Source organism: Pokkaliibacter plantistimulans, assembly GCF_003194385.1.
In the GTDB taxonomy this organism is placed as follows: domain Bacteria; phylum Pseudomonadota; class Gammaproteobacteria; order Pseudomonadales; family Balneatricaceae; genus Pokkaliibacter; species Pokkaliibacter plantistimulans.
This window is the reverse complement of record NZ_LAPT01000126.1, coordinates 23,863-38,412: the sequence shown is the minus strand read 5'-3', so window position 1 is coordinate 38,412 and position 14,550 is coordinate 23,863. Positions and strand designations below refer to the sequence as shown.

Annotated in this window: 14 protein-coding genes; 5 read left to right on the top strand and 9 right to left on the bottom strand. The window is 45.8% G+C overall.

What is annotated here, in order from left to right; genetic code table 11:
• Both WH50_RS22890 and WH50_RS22880 read left to right on the top strand, forming a co-directional pair.
• On the top strand, positions 1-345 hold a 345-nt coding region (locus WH50_RS22890; RefSeq protein WP_207780441.1), incomplete at its 5' end, for a hypothetical protein.
• Between the two features lie 117 nt (positions 346-462).
• Complete coding sequence (locus WH50_RS22880) at positions 463-783, top strand: hypothetical protein (RefSeq protein ID WP_133251411.1); 321 nt, start codon at positions 463-465, stop codon at positions 781-783.
• A 469-nt stretch (positions 784-1,252) separates the two neighbouring features.
• On the opposite strand, the gene WH50_RS22875 is transcribed toward WH50_RS22880, so the two are convergent.
• Positions 1,253-1,459 (bottom strand): cold-shock protein, encoded by a 207-nt coding sequence (locus tag WH50_RS22875; protein WP_110189518.1) that lies wholly within the window; start codon positions 1,457-1,459, stop codon positions 1,253-1,255.
• Positions 1,460-2,602: 1,143 nt separating this feature from the next.
• Between WH50_RS22875 and WH50_RS22870 the strand changes: the two genes are divergently transcribed.
• The 3 genes from WH50_RS22870 (at position 2,603) to WH50_RS22860 (ending at position 5,030) form a co-directional block, all read left to right on the top strand.
• Positions 2,603-3,355 (top strand): Crp/Fnr family transcriptional regulator, encoded by a 753-nt coding sequence (locus WH50_RS22870; protein WP_110189521.1) that lies wholly within the window; start codon positions 2,603-2,605, stop codon positions 3,353-3,355.
• Positions 3,356-3,544: 189 nt separating this feature from the next.
• On the top strand, positions 3,545-4,273 hold the full coding sequence (locus tag WH50_RS22865; RefSeq protein ID WP_110189517.1) for a Crp/Fnr family transcriptional regulator: 729 nt from the start codon (positions 3,545-3,547) through the stop codon (positions 4,271-4,273).
• A 178-nt stretch (positions 4,274-4,451) separates the two neighbouring features.
• Positions 4,452-5,030 (top strand): HdeD family acid-resistance protein, encoded by a 579-nt coding sequence (locus tag WH50_RS22860; RefSeq protein ID WP_110189516.1) that lies wholly within the window; start codon positions 4,452-4,454, stop codon positions 5,028-5,030.
• A gap of 78 nt (positions 5,031-5,108) precedes the next feature.
• On the opposite strand, the gene WH50_RS22855 is transcribed toward WH50_RS22860, so the two are convergent.
• The 8 genes from WH50_RS22855 to WH50_RS26200 all read right to left on the bottom strand — a co-directional run bounded on the left by WH50_RS22855 (position 5,109) and on the right by WH50_RS26200 (position 14,471).
• Complete coding sequence (locus WH50_RS22855) at positions 5,109-5,948, bottom strand: PRC-barrel domain-containing protein (RefSeq protein ID WP_110189515.1); 840 nt, start codon at positions 5,946-5,948, stop codon at positions 5,109-5,111.
• Positions 5,949-6,033: 85 nt separating this feature from the next.
• Positions 6,034-7,026, bottom strand: a complete 993-nt coding sequence (locus tag WH50_RS22850; RefSeq protein WP_110189514.1) for a GGDEF domain-containing protein — start codon at positions 7,024-7,026, stop codon at positions 6,034-6,036.
• Entirely contained in the window at positions 7,013-8,131 is a 1,119-nt protein-coding gene (gene hflC / locus WH50_RS22845) for a protease modulator HflC (RefSeq protein ID WP_110189513.1), read from the bottom strand. Before hflC ends, WH50_RS22850 begins: the two co-directional genes overlap by 14 nt.
• Positions 8,128-9,174: an FtsH protease activity modulator HflK gene (hflK, locus tag WH50_RS22840; protein WP_110189512.1), complete on the bottom strand. Its 1,047-nt coding sequence runs from the start codon at positions 9,172-9,174 to the stop codon at positions 8,128-8,130. Before hflK ends, hflC begins: the two co-directional genes overlap by 4 nt.
• A gap of 681 nt (positions 9,175-9,855) precedes the next feature.
• On the bottom strand, positions 9,856-10,515 hold the full coding sequence (locus WH50_RS22835; protein ID WP_110189511.1) for a glutathione S-transferase family protein: 660 nt from the start codon (positions 10,513-10,515) through the stop codon (positions 9,856-9,858).
• Between the two features lie 102 nt (positions 10,516-10,617).
• A complete protein-coding gene (locus WH50_RS22830) occupies positions 10,618-12,093 on the bottom strand; it encodes a carotenoid oxygenase family protein (RefSeq protein ID WP_207780440.1) in 1,476 nt (491 codons plus the stop codon).
• Positions 12,094-12,131: 38 nt separating this feature from the next.
• A complete protein-coding gene (locus tag WH50_RS22825; protein WP_110189510.1) occupies positions 12,132-13,322 on the bottom strand; it encodes an MFS transporter in 1,191 nt (396 codons plus the stop codon).
• 69 nt (positions 13,323-13,391) lie between these two features.
• Complete coding sequence (locus tag WH50_RS26200; RefSeq protein ID WP_133251410.1) at positions 13,392-14,471, bottom strand: hypothetical protein; 1,080 nt, start codon at positions 14,469-14,471, stop codon at positions 13,392-13,394.
• Positions 14,472-14,550 lie beyond the last annotated feature (79 nt).

Sequence of the window (14,550 nt, the reverse complement as noted above, 5' to 3'; positions counted from 1 at the left end):
AGGTTAAAGAGTTTCAACGTGAAAAGTTTAAAGAGCTTCAACGTGAAAAGTTTAAAGAGCTTCAACGTGAAAAGGTTAATCACGATTTGCTTATCGGTATCTCTTCTTGCCGGTATCAGTTCAACCTCTTATGCCGGTAATGGAGGCAATGGCGGAGACGGCGGCAATGGAACACAAGGAGGTAATGGAGGAAACGGCGGTGATGGTGGCGTCAATGGTCAGGCTGGTATCCCAGGCTGCAATGGTGGAACAGATCCAGCTCCTGATGGGAAGTTTTATCTGACCGGCACGAAGCAGGAATGTAATCCAGGTGAGGCTGATCGACAAAAGCTGAAGTTGAAGTAGGAACGACTTAGCTGGGCGCAGCGTGGAGTACACGGAATACTCATGAAGCTGGTGGGAAGTCGATCTCTGTCTGCGCGACAATCTCTACGATCTTGCCATCAGTGATACCTGCACTGCGTGCCCGGGCAATCTGGGCATCGCTCAACTGGCCACGAAGTGCTGCTCAACCATCAGCTGGCGCTGATGATGATTCAGCTTCTGGAAAGAGTAACGCGGGTCAGTGTATCGACACTGTTGCTGATGGGCATAGATGTCATGGGCGTGGTTGGCACCCTCGTTATCGGCCCGATACTCAAGCGCAGTGTGTTCGCGTCCATCAGTATCCCCATCCTCGGGGGCGAGTCTCAGTTCCGTCACGATATTGCTGGGCTTGTGGGGATTTTTCGCCACAGCGGCGCTGGTTGGCTGGTGGAGCTGGGCAGCCAGAACCCTGCCTGACACTGCGGAAGAGGGCCGTGGCCTGATGGTCGCGGTAGTCTAGCTTTCCATTGCACAGGGCTCGACTATTGGCGGTCTGTTTTTCGATACCGTCTGATACCTCAGTACCTTTGTTGCCAGTGCAGGTGTGCTGATGCTCAGCACCTGTTTAACGTGGCAGGCATCACGCACAAAGGTGTCGCGGTGAGTCCGCCTGATCAGTTATCAACGTATCAACAGATGCGGTTGCGCTGACAAGTTGCCGATCTTGAGCTTGCTTATAGCTCTTAATGCAATCTGATCAATGATCGCTAATTTAAAAGCCAGTGAGTAATTTCGCTGAGTACGCTTTACACCTTTTGCCATTGGATTTCCGTCAATGCGGGATGGAAGGTGTAAACCTTATTCAGGACGGGGCAGTAGAAAAAAAAGAGCACAAAAAAAGCCGCCTGATAGGCAGCTTTTTTAAATAAGGGATTATGTAGAGTAATTAAACTACACGAACCTTATTTGCGCACGGTCCTTTTTGTCCCTGACCAATATCAAATTCTACGTTCTGGCCTTCAATCAGAGTGGCAAAACTACCACCCGCCAGAATTTCGGAATGATGCACAAAAAGGTCTTTTCCGCCATCTTCAGGTGTAATAAAACCAAAACCCTTGTCGGCGTTAAACCACTTAACTGTACCTTTATTCATACTATACTCGTCTTCGAAAAGGTGAAATTAATTACCCTGTTTCCATTATCACCATTACGAAAACAGATATAAATTGGTCTGCTTACCATTTATATCAGCAGAGCGACAAACTCATTTTAATATTTGCTGGCATTGCAGTACTGCTGAAAATAATCACTATCACGTTACAAATGGGATCACTTCCCGCAGTTCTATTTCCGCTTACATCACAAACCTTCGAAAGCAGCTGCTTCCAGGGCATGTTGTTTGATATCAGTAGGAAGTAGGGGATCTACCATACCTTACTTAAGAGTGAATTGATAACTTTATTATCATAATCGCCATAAAATATTTCCTCACCGTAGCGACAAGGGGTTTTGGATATCGTTTTCTTTGAACTTAAAGAAGCGATAGACCCTTGTAACATAAAGAATTTTAATTTTTAGAAGAATATGAGGAGCACTGCGTCTGCGATATTTTCAAAATTCATTGCATTTGCTAGGTTTTTCCTCAGTAACATCTTCAGTTTAATTTTTCATTTTTACTCAGGATGCAAGGGTTGCAAAATTATTTATCTGACTAGGCTGATTGTGGAAATGAGTGAGGCTAATCGAAAGCTCATCACTATTTTATGACTTTTGCAGCTCGTCACTCCTGTGAAAATTTTAGTCAGATAAACAATGACTTCCTGACTGTGCTCACAAGCCGAAGATCTCACTATGTTCGGCATCGTACGGACAGACACTTGGGATCGCTGTTTAATTATGCAATCGGTATGACCAGCTGAGGTATTTCTGTAGTCTGGCAGGGCTGCTGTCTTATAAACACGCACAACGCACGTATACAGTGTGGCAGCGTCTAAGACGCTATAGCATTACCCACTTTGCTACTGATGCCCGGACGCATTTACACAGCACATGGTTATGCTCCAGAAGGTGTTGGCCAAATGCATGAGTGTGCCATTTACCCAACGCTAGCGGAGGATAAACAGGCTGGGTTAGTCCTGCGTGCAGTAGGTATCAATGTGTGATGCAGCTGGCATGCCGACCCTTTTAGAGTGCACCTTGTGCTACTCAGACAATGCATATGTGCGGTAGCGCACAGAGGTGGAAATTGACTGAACTATACTTGTCCACTTCACTTTTGTGTGACTACGAGGTTTCTATGCCTGAAGGGCCTTCACCCGGACAAAATCATTTGCTGGCAGAGCTGCCCGCAGATGTAATGGCACGACTGATGCCCCTTGAGCTGGTCACGATGCCACTGGGGAAGGTGCTTTACGAATCTGGCGATACGTTACGTCATGTGTACTTTCCCACTGACTCAATAGTGTCACTGCTCTATGTGATGGAGAGCGGAGCGTCAGCAGAAATATCTGTCGTTGGCAATGAAGGGCTCATTGGTGTTGCGCTCTTTATGGGAGGGGAGAGCACACCAAGCCGTGCCATAGTGCAGAGTGCTGGCCATGCTTATCGTCTGCCCGGTCAGGTCATCAAGGAGGAGTTCAATCGTCATGGCGCGTTACTGCAGCTGATTCTGAGATACATACAGGCTTTGCTTACTCAAATGGCACAAACAGCTGTTTGTAACCGGCATCACACCATTGATCAGCAATTGTGCCGATGGTTGTTGCTTTCTCTGGATAGATTGCCTGGCAACCAGCTCACGATGACGCAGGAATTAATCGCAAACATGCTTGGTGTGCGTAGGGAGGGTGTCACCGATGCCGCTGGAAAGCTGCAGAAACTAGGTATCATTGAATACAGCCGAGGGCATATCACCGTATTAAACCGCGATGCACTGGAGCAACTAAGCTGTGAATGCTATGCCGTGGTGAAAAAAGAAACTGACAGACTTTTGCCATATTTAACGCAGTCTGCACACAGTGATGTTGAGAAAGTCTATATTGACCAATAACACCTTCTATTGACCTCAGCTCGGTAAAAATAATTTATTTTCACTGCATCTTAATTGATCACTGATTCTTCTGTGTTGAAGCGCACAGACGGCATTTAGTCCAGATTGGAATATGGTGTTTTCGAGCCTCACCTGGAGTAGCCATACTGTCAGGCTTGAATGTGCCAAATACACTGTTCAGGATGAAAAATGATGCCCTACACTCCCGCTTCGTATATTGCCCCGGAAACGAGCGAAGACAATAGTCTGCTTGATATGCTACCTACTCAGGATCGCTATGAGTTTAAGATCCGAAGTGAAAAGAGAAGGCTGGAGATGGGGGAGGTGCTTCATCAAGAAGGCAAGCATACAGACACGGTATATTTCCCTGTTTCTGGCTTAATCTCTCAGGTTTCTCAGGTAGATACTCATCCTCCTCTGGAAATGAACCTTATTGGACATGAAGGGATGCTGGGAGCTTCTATTTTACTTGGTGAAGGGGCTGCTCCTTTGACTGCCACTGTGCAGAGCAGCGGACTTGCGTTGTGTATGGAAACCGCTGGATTTATTGAACTGCTTGAACACCGACCTACACTGCAACGCCTTTTGCAAAAGTATCTCTATATAACGCTTCAATTGCTGGCACGTAATGCTGCTTGCAACTGCTTTCACTCAGTAAGCCAGCGCCTTGCCCGCTGGTTGCTGATGATACATGACAGAAGCAGTAATGATCAGTTTTATCTGACTCAGGAATTCCTATCAGACATGCTGGGTGTGCGGCGCAGTAGTATTACGGTAGCGGCAGTGCATCTGCAGCGTAAGGGGCTAATTCACTATTCACGGGGAGAAATCAGAATCCTGAATCGCAATGGTTTGGAAGCTTTGGCCTGCGGGTGCTATCAAACAATGGCTGAATACCACCAGATTCTATCGCTGTAACTTATCTCATTCCTATGAAGTGTATATGAATCTTTTTACTTAAAAGTGAAAGCCGATTATTAAGCATTGCGGTTTTATGTACTGATTAAATAGCCTTTAAGTCTTTTAAAATCTTTATGACTCGTAGTCGCGAGTATAGATAGTAAGTCTAAATATCTTTTTTCTGGCCGAGGTAACCATGAACTCCTTACGAATACTTCAATTATCGTCAAAAGTGGGAGTGTCTTTACAAGCCAATCGCTGGCGTATGTATGGCGGAGGTGCACTTTTAATAGCAGGCATCTTTTCAATATTTATGCCCATCATGGCAGCACTGTCCACCATGTGGATATTCGGCTGGCTCCTGGTTATTTGTGGTTTACTGGAGATTACCTACGCATTCCATTTACGATTCCCTTGTGACAAACGACTCAGGCACAGTGCATTTTTGTGGCTGTTTGTATCCGCCAACATCACCTTACTGGGTGGCGTCATGATACTGATATTTCCGTCATCGGGTATAGCTGTGCTGTCCCTGCTGATTGCTGGTGTACTCTTACTTAGCGGGGCAGGCAGGTTGCTGGTTGGGCTTTACTGGAAGCCTTATAACGGTTGGCGTTGGATGATTTGGGATGGCCTTATTTCTCTGATCATAGGCGGGAGCATGCTGCTTAGCTGGCCAGATTACTCTTTGGCCTATGTGGGAATACTAACAGGCCTTGCCTTTATTTCTTCAGGTATCTGGCGCATTACATATAGACCCAAGCAGCATGTTTAAGAAATGATAATACATTAACCTCTGCCACATTTCTTAATGGTAGCGCCTGCTATTGAATGATGTATTTAATATGAGTAGTCAATGACTGAATCTCTTAATTGTAGAGGGTTTACAATAAGACTCTATCTCTTCTTCCGAGTCTTCGTTTGGCCAATAACCACTCACTCCATAATGGTTATGCAGCATCTCCTCTGTTTCTCTTGTTAATACCTTGTCAGATTCATAAAGGGGGGCCTTACGAATCGCATCCCGATGTAAACCTATATGAATGATTCTTTCATTCCAGTCGACATGGGTAATCCAGGATGTTGCGATCAATAAGAGCTGGTCTGCCATCCAGCCTCCTGTATTAACTATGAAATATCGAAGCGCCCAGCACTCTTCGTCAAAGATGAGATCATCTACATGGCCAATGAAGCCATCTGATGTATGAATACGATAGCTCAAAAGTGACGCAGCACTTCGTAAATGCGGGTCGTTATCTTCGTTATGAACTATCTCAGTGCGAGCCATGATATTTCCCCAGTCATGCGGTTCTGGATTTGGGTCTCTCTGAAATGTTGGATACATTGACATGCCCCAAAGACCGATACCTCCCCAATAGTAAGGATAGTTATAGTAATCAAGAAGAATTTCTTCGTCCTGACGAGATATCGGTTTAGATATATTGATATCCGGGCTTTTTTCAATATGTTCACGGTCCAGAATTACGTAAACCTTGTGTATTTCCCAATCCAGATTGTTTACAGCAATAGGTGAAATCAATGCAGTGCGACTACTCAACCAGCGCCCAGTCTCCGCGACCAGGTAGCGGAGTGTCCAGGCTTCATCATCAAAATAACAATCCTGAATATGGCCTACTGGCCCATCCGTTGCTTCGATCACGTAGTCTTCGATTTGTTTTAAAGTGCGTAACATGGGGCTGCTCCTTTTTTGCTATTTCTGACAGAGTATTACCCCGGTCAAGAAGCAGGTCTGTACGCTAGTGCACCTATGCTCGGTTTTATATCTTATCGTCCTTTTTATTGTGGAATGCGATTCCACAACGAGTACGTTTTGCCAGGAACATTGCCTGGTCTGCATGTTCAAGCAGTACTTTAATGCTGTTACCGTCCTCTGGGTAAATAGCTATCCCGATACTTGGTTTTATCGCCAGTGATAACTTGCCCACTTTGCATGGCGCTGATATCGCTTTGAATAACTTTTTGGCCACTATTGCTACTGCCAGATGATCAGTCACATTCTGCAGGACACAAATAAACTCATCACCACCATGACGACTGATGAGATCTTCTGTACGCACAACACGACTCAGGCGCAGTCCTACGATCTTCAGCAATTCGTCTCCTACTGCGTGACCATGCTGATCATTCACTGCTTTGAAGCCATCAAGGTCTATATACATCAAAGCGAGCAGCCGCTGTTCCTGATGATGCTGAATGAGTGCTGCATCTGCATATAGATCCAGTGCTTTACGATTGGGCAGTCCGGTCAGCTGGTCATGCTCAGCAATATATTGCGCACTTTCCTGACCGGCCTGGCTAGCCAGCAATGCGAGACGCGACTGCTGCAGTACATCCTGCATGGAGCGAAAACTCTGCTGTAAATCATCGCGCTGCTGTATGTCTTCATCGAGTAGCCTGATGATTTTCCTGAGGTCGCCGGTACAGCAGTTAAGGCCCGTTTCTGTCAGATGCATCACTTTCACAGAGTGCTGCAGGGGGGCTTGAGAGGTAGGGAAGGGGGGTAACGCCCAATACTCAGATTCACCGTCTAGCTGTGCATCTGCACGCTGTAACATTCGGGTGATTCTCTGCAATACCTCCAGGCAGCGGTTGATGCCCCGTTTTACCATTACCATGGTGTTGCCAGACAGCGCGTCACTCAATGACGAGCCCTGATCTTCGACAGCGCACTCTGGCGGTATGTCTTCGGCCGGAGTGCGGTGCGCCTGATGCTGAAGGTCACTGGCTAACTGATCGTCATGGTCTTGCATGCGGTCCTCTGATTACTTGAATTTGTGGAGGAGCGTCGGCCGGCAGCACCGCTGACACTTTAGCGCTGTCTGGACCAGGTGTTGGCGGGGGAGCATCGCTGTCATATCTGTTTAAGCGGTTGATGCTCTGTAAAAAGCTAAACAGATCACTATTGGTAGACATGACCAGTGAAGTGTTTTTTGCAATGATCGTGCGGTACGCCTGCATGGTGCGGGTAAATTCATAAAACGATATTGCCATCGGGCTTTGGCTGTAAGCGTGAGAATATATTGCGGCAGCAGCTGCATCTGCCTGCCCGCGGATGATCTCAACCTGCTTGTAGGCCTCCGATTGGATCTTGTTCAGATCACGCTCCCGGTTACCTCTGATTCTTGCAGCTTCTCCATGGCCTTCAGCTAAAAAGCGCTCGGCAATCTGACGTCGTTCGCTGACCATTCGATCATATATTTTTGGTCTGACACTCTCGTTGTAATTGATACGTTTGAAACGAATATCGAGCAATTCAATACCGAATACCCGGACCTTCTCCGATGCAGCAGAAAATATCTGCTGCTCAACCTGCATACGACCTTTTTTGATCGGTACTAACTCACCTATATCCTGAGCACTCTCTGCCTGAGTTAGCTGGCTATCATGCAGCGGCGTTCTGTCTTTTGTGGTTCGGACTATTTCAATGAGCTCATGCTTGGCAACAGCATTTCGCGTCTCGCTGCCAAGAATGTCATCAAGACGAGATTGTGCGCTGTGCTCATCATGCAGGCGCAAGAAGTACTGGAGAGGATCGTTAATTCGCCAGCGCGCGAACAGGTCGACAGATATATACAGTTTGTCCTTGGTTGGCATATCAGAAGGGCTGCCTTCCCATTCCAATATACGTTTATCGATAGGGTTCACTGCCTGAATAAATGGCAGTTTGACTTTCAATCCTGCGGTAGTCACAGGCTGACCAACTGGCTTGCCAAACTGGGTGATGATGACTTGTTCTACCTCGTTGACGGTATACAGCGACTCACCGATCAGAATAGCCAGCGCAATAACGCCAAACAGAGCAGGCTTGATATAGCGCCGGTTGTTCAGCGTGATGACTGATGACAGGTGGTTCATGGTGTGATGCTCTTTTGATAGGTACTCAGGTTCAGCAGCGGCAAGATCCCAGGAATCTGATCATCGACAATGATCTTGTTCTGGATTCCCGGCAGTACATCCTGAAGCGTCTCCAGATAGATGCGGCGACGTGTAACAGCAGGTGCTTTCAGATATTCGGCGAGCAGGGCATTGAAACGGGCAGCATCACCATTTGCTTCATTGATTCGCTTTATGTAATAGCCATCGGCTTCACGAATACGCTGGTCTTTTTCGCCCTCTGCAAGAGGAATGACTTTGTTGTAGTCACGCCGTGCTTCATTAATTAGTTTTTCCTTTTCTTGCTGAGCCTGATTAACCTCGTTGAATGATGCTTGTACCGGACCGGGTGGATTTATGTTCTTGAGCTGCACCTGATCGATACTTATCCCCATGGAGTATTTGGTCGAGAGGGCCTGCATCCTGATCAGCGCCTCTGATTCGATTTCCTGTCTGCCGATCGTGATGACCTCATCGACCGTACGATCACCGACGACCTCCCGCATGACTGACTCAGAGACATACCGAAGGATGGCACGAGGCTCCCGTACCTGAAAAAGGAACTGCAGAGGATCAGAGATTCGGTATTGAACAACCCATTCGACCAGCGCTGCGTTCAGATCACCGGTGACCATCTCTGTCTCTCTTAAACCATCTACAGGGCTTTGATAGGGATCAGTGCTGCCGGGAGTGGAAAAGCCAAACTCCTGTTTGAGCTGCCGCTTTACAGGGAGGATCGTCACGGTGTCTATACCAAGTGGAATCTTGAAATGCAGACCAGAAGGGACGGTCTCCAGATATTTACCAAATCGTTGGATCACAGCGACAGAGTCACTGGGTACTGTGTAGTAGGCAGACCAGAAGCCCAATAACGTTGCGAGTCCCAGAAAGATAATGAACGGGTTTCTGAAGTTTTTGAGCCGGTGAAGCAGATAGCGTTTGTTGAGCTTCACTGCTGAAAGTGTTTGTGCGCCGTCGCGGCTGCCATGTTGCCAGGGGTTGTTATTATCAGGAGGCGATGACATCGGACTTACTCCTTTGGAATCGCTGAAAAGCCGATTACTTCAATAACGACTCATTGAAATCTACCGCATTCACTGTGGAGGAAAAGGGTATGTAACGTCTGTGCGGTTGCGCACCCAGCAGAACAGTTACAGTCTCGGTGCTGACTTCATCGCAGAGGGTGACAGAGCGCGAATGATGAGCGTGAGAACAGGATCAAAGGATGAGAGTGCATCTGTTCTGATAGTTAATTTAACATAATACATATTATGCGAATCTATATATGAGGTGTGCTCAGGGACTGTTCCGGGCCTTTTTCAGCCCCAGTGCCGATAATCCTATTTATCGGCATTGAGCTTTTTGTTCTCTTTGCTCTCTCATTGAAGCCCGACCGCCAGTTTTATTCCCCGCAGCGTTCGGCGTTGATTTCTGCCATGGGCATTTCGTCGATCGCCGTAAAGTCCGCAATCAGGCCGATACCTGCACCATCGCGAATCGCCACCAGCATGGACTCGGTGTTGAAGGCGGCGCCAACCGTTTCAGCGGCGCCGGACGGGTGTGTATCTCCTCTACCCGTTCTCTGGTTCAGCTTGCAATAAAGGGAACGTGGATTCAGAGGGAGTATGCAGTGTCTCTCAGGTTGGACTCTGACAGACCTGCATAACCGCATACTTAAGAGACAGCCAGCTATGCCTTGCAACCAGTTAAATGAACATCGAAAGCATTCCGAGCTGAGTTGCTGGACGAGGAATTCTGAAACTGACATGTTTCCAATCGCTTGCAGCTGGCCTTTCGAGGCTAACTTTCAACCATTTATCTAATGCTGGCCATGGTGATAAGTCTATTGCGGCAATAGGCACTAATGTCATAACTGATGCAATGTTGAGATCTGCAACACTAAATCGATTCCCGACAATATGAGAGTGTTGACTCAAGTGTTTATCCAGAACACCCCAAGGTCGAGATAGCTTCTGTAATGCGATAGCAAACTCATCCTGGCTTCGTGAAGACTCATCGAATAAAACGTTATTAGCCGCTGCCAGCAATAGCGGTTTCTCTATTTCTGTGACTGCCCATAAGGTCCATTGAGTCATGAGGGCATCTTCTCCCATGTCTGCAGGAGACAATGGTCCACCAAACTTCTTTGCAAGATAAAGATTGATTGCTAAGGACTCAAAAAGCTTAAGATCGTCATCCATCAAAGCAGGTACTCTTCCATTTGGATTGAGCTGAAGAAACTCAGGGTTATGAGTACTGCCATCAAGAAAGTTTGTCGGTTCGTGATGAAAGTCTACATTCAACTCCTTAAGCATCCAGGCACAACGATTTGCGCGAGAATGCATTGATCCATATAACGTAATCATGCAAAACTCCTGTAATATTTTTATAATTTCGGAAACCACAAATACCAAAAAGCTCAATGAATGATTTTGCCTTTTACACCAACATATTAACTATCCAAAAATCTACCAACCTAATGCGTGGGAATTAACCCAAATTCCGTGAAATCCTTCATGCACACGACATGGAAATTTAATTATAGCGACTGGACCTTGAGAAAGATTTCTTGCATCCAGAATGACCAGATCAGTGCGATTCTCATCTCTTCTGCCGACTATAGACAATAACCAACCGTCCCCTTCTTCAGCATCCTGGCTTCGAGGCACGAAACATGGTTCCTCTGGAGAAGAGTTTGGACCCGCATAGAAAAAGTCCAGTTTTCCTGTCAGCTCATCAAAATGACCTAAACAAGTAAAGGGAGGACCTTTAGGACCGGGCTCCAGCATTGGCCCTAGTGATGGATTATTTGTTCCGAACCAGTAATGACGGTTTTTTGTCATTGCAAAGCGCGGGTCGATAACAGGCATCTCGCCAATGTGTTCAATGAAGCGCTGAATATCAACGCTGTCATCCTCACTATCGATATCAATTGTCCAACGTTCTCCGAATGGAGGTGTTTCATGTGCAGACGGATTATGAATATCAGGAAACTGACTTAGCCATCCGGAATCATTTACAAAGTGATCAAGAACAAGTTTGTTCCCATCTTCCCATGCATTGAATGTATGAGTTTGCATTGCGACCTTTGGTGCTGTGTACCATTTAATACCGGATACGCCTACATCACGAGGAATAACTGCAATATATGTTTTCTTCTTACTATCCCAATGCCAATATGACTCACCCTGCTCTACCCGCTCCCAGTCACACACCATAGGGCAAATAACAAAGGCAATAAAATTACGTGAAACCAGAAAATCATGAACCATGGAGCAATACGGAGCCCTAAAGCGTTCAGTGCTTTTAAACTGGCCATCTTTGCTTATGGTATAAACTTCAATTTCATCACTTGCCATCCCATCACAGTTGTATGCAAATGCAATACATTCACCTGTAACTGGATCAAATTTAGGATGTGCTGTAAATGTCTTGCTTTTCAGTTGTCCATTAAAGTCGGACTCACCGAGAGTAGTGAGATCAACAGGATTAAGCTCATAGGGCCGGCCTGACTCTTTGAGAGCATAAAGCTTACCATGATGCCACATAATTGATGTATTGGCGGTATTTGAATCTTCGCCAATCACCTCTGATGAATCGGTAAATGGATTTCGATAGGATCCAAATAATGCCTTGCGAGCGTGACGCTCTCGTTTGAATTTATGAGTGCGTACATAGCGCATGGTCAGATCAGCGTGACCATTTTGCATTCGAACCATGTGCACCATTCCATCACCATTCAGGAAGATATCCTTGCCTAGTAGTGGTGGATAGGTGTGGTCTGCACTGTTCCGGAAGTAGGCACCTTCCAGTTCTGGCGGAATAGTGCCAATGACTTCCAGGTCATGTACCTGCCCCTCAATTCTGACAGGAGCGGCGTAGCCATTGAAAACGACATCATCAGGAAAAAGCATTTTTGATGGAGGAGTTACCTTGTTATTCATATCAATCTCCACGAGATAGTTTTATGAAGGAGTTTTATTTAAGAGTTGGCCAACATGGCAGACTCATTACTCTGATTAAGAACATAACGGGCGCGTAGCAGTAAGCCGATAGCAATACATGCAATAACAAGCACTGCACAGCCCAGGCCGCCATATCCAACACCCGTAACAATCAGCCCGCCTAAAACAGGCCCAAGTGCAGACCCTGTCATCATCATCGCTGGCGTAGCAGCTACTGCCCGACCAGTCGGATCAATCTTTGACAGCATTCCAAATAGAAAAGTATGCGTAAAAATAGTCAGAGTGACATAGACAACAGCAGGCGCAGCAAAGAGCTGATATACATGTGAATTTGTAATAGCAAGAGCGCATGCACCTTGCAGGCATAGACCAGCAATACCAACCCCAAAAGGAGAAAGATGTTTCTGCAATAGGGCTGCCAAGATTCCTGGTAGCAAATTAACAAATCCCATTACCACCAGTAGTGTTTGTATTTTTTCTTTACTGAACCCACGCACATCACCAATACGATCCAAATAGGAAAACACAATCGCTTGGCTGAGCGCCAGGCATGCGATGACAGCAATAATTAACCAAGCAGTACCGTGCAGCTTGTATACTTCAATTCTCACGGTGTTTGGACTGAGGCTATTTGATGATGGCGTTTCAATATCAGGAAAGAATAATATCGCACTAACTGCTGCTACCGCCATTGTAATAGAGAATGCAATAAAGATTACATGTGCCCCCATACGGTGCATTAGCCCAGGCAGCACAGCAAACATGATGATCGCAAGCACTCCCATAGCGACATTAACTATACCAAATAGCCGATGTGGATTTTCTGATCTTCCAATACACCCATGAGTCACCGAGAGTGCAGATCCGGAACCTAATCCGGCGGCAAAATGCAGAGTCAAAAGAGTGAAAAAACTATGTGGATCAATGGGTAGAATAGCTATTGTTATAAAGCACGACGCCGATAATGAGAAACCAAAAAATGAAACATGACGTCGTGGAAGCACCTCAAACTTAGATGCTAAAAATATACTTGATATAACAACGCCGAGTAAAAACAGAGTAACGGTTAAACCAGCTTGAGGTGCTTGTAATTTATAAGACTCCATTAACGCAGTTATCCATAAGGGTAAAGCCGCTAAGTCTATCATTCCGGCCATATGCCCCACGCTAAGTGCGGCATTACCAGAAAGGGTGTTGATTTTTGTCATTATTAATTCACCTGTTATTTGGACTTTATTATCTACCCTCTCAAGATAGAAGGTGTTTTTTATTGCATATTAAAATCTAAAGTTCAATGTGCCCAAAATTGCACTATTTATTCGATTGCCGTTGAAACCCTGATGACGGGAATACTCAACGCCTACTCGCATCCCACCCTGAGTAAGCATAGATATGCCAGTGCCAACAACCCCATAAGAAGGCTCCTGAACATACTTATCCAAATTATTCACATACTCTCTTTCATATCCCAAAAGAAATGTAGGAGTCCATTCACCGGGAGGGGCTTCTTTCTCAAGACGCAGATGTGTCCACCATGTACCATACTCTTCAGAATCTCCGACCACTCCTGATGAAACCACGCCCAGGTTATTAGCCGTAGATTCGAGATAGTTATGCTGATACTGAATACCTAATGCAGGGTGTAGAACCCAGCCTACAGGTATTGCATCAATATCACCTTGTCGATATTGGCCAATCAGTTCAGCCTGTGTGTAAATGTGATCGTCGCCTTGTTTATGTACAAGAGAAAAGGAAGAAGTGATTGGATTAGTTACTTTAGTTGTTCCCCAATAATACTCTGCACGTGCGGCTACCCCCCAGTGAGCTGTAAATTTCCTGATTGCGTCGACACGCACTCCACCACCTTTAGATTCAATATCGCTACTTGCTATTCCAGAGCTATTTAAATCAGATACTTCATAAAAGGCTCCAATACCTAGCATAGTGTCAGTATCAATATATTGAAGATATTCAGCATCTAAACGGTATATTTCACCATCGAGGGTGTTTTGATTGCCATAACCATTTGGAAAGGTTCCTTTAATACCAAAAAGTAGATCCGAATTTCCACCGGACAGGGAATGCAGAACTTTTATAGGCACAACAGAGTCTGTTGTTTTGTCGGAATAACCATTTTGAGGTGCAGATGGAGATTTTGCTCCACCTATCGTTGAGCGCGCCTGGCCTATACGCCATTGCACAGATCCATACTGATCACTTTCATAAAATGATCTTAGTAGACCGGCTTTACTAAAGTTTATTTGTGACTGGACTGATAAAGGAAGCTCTTGCGAGAATGCTTCAGATGAAATCATTGTTACAGCGGCTACTGCCACTGCATTTTTAATTTTTCTCATTCTATTTTCACCCTATTATTTTTATCTTTTCTAGGCCGACTCTGACAATGATAGATTGTCTTAAAGTGCAGATTTACCA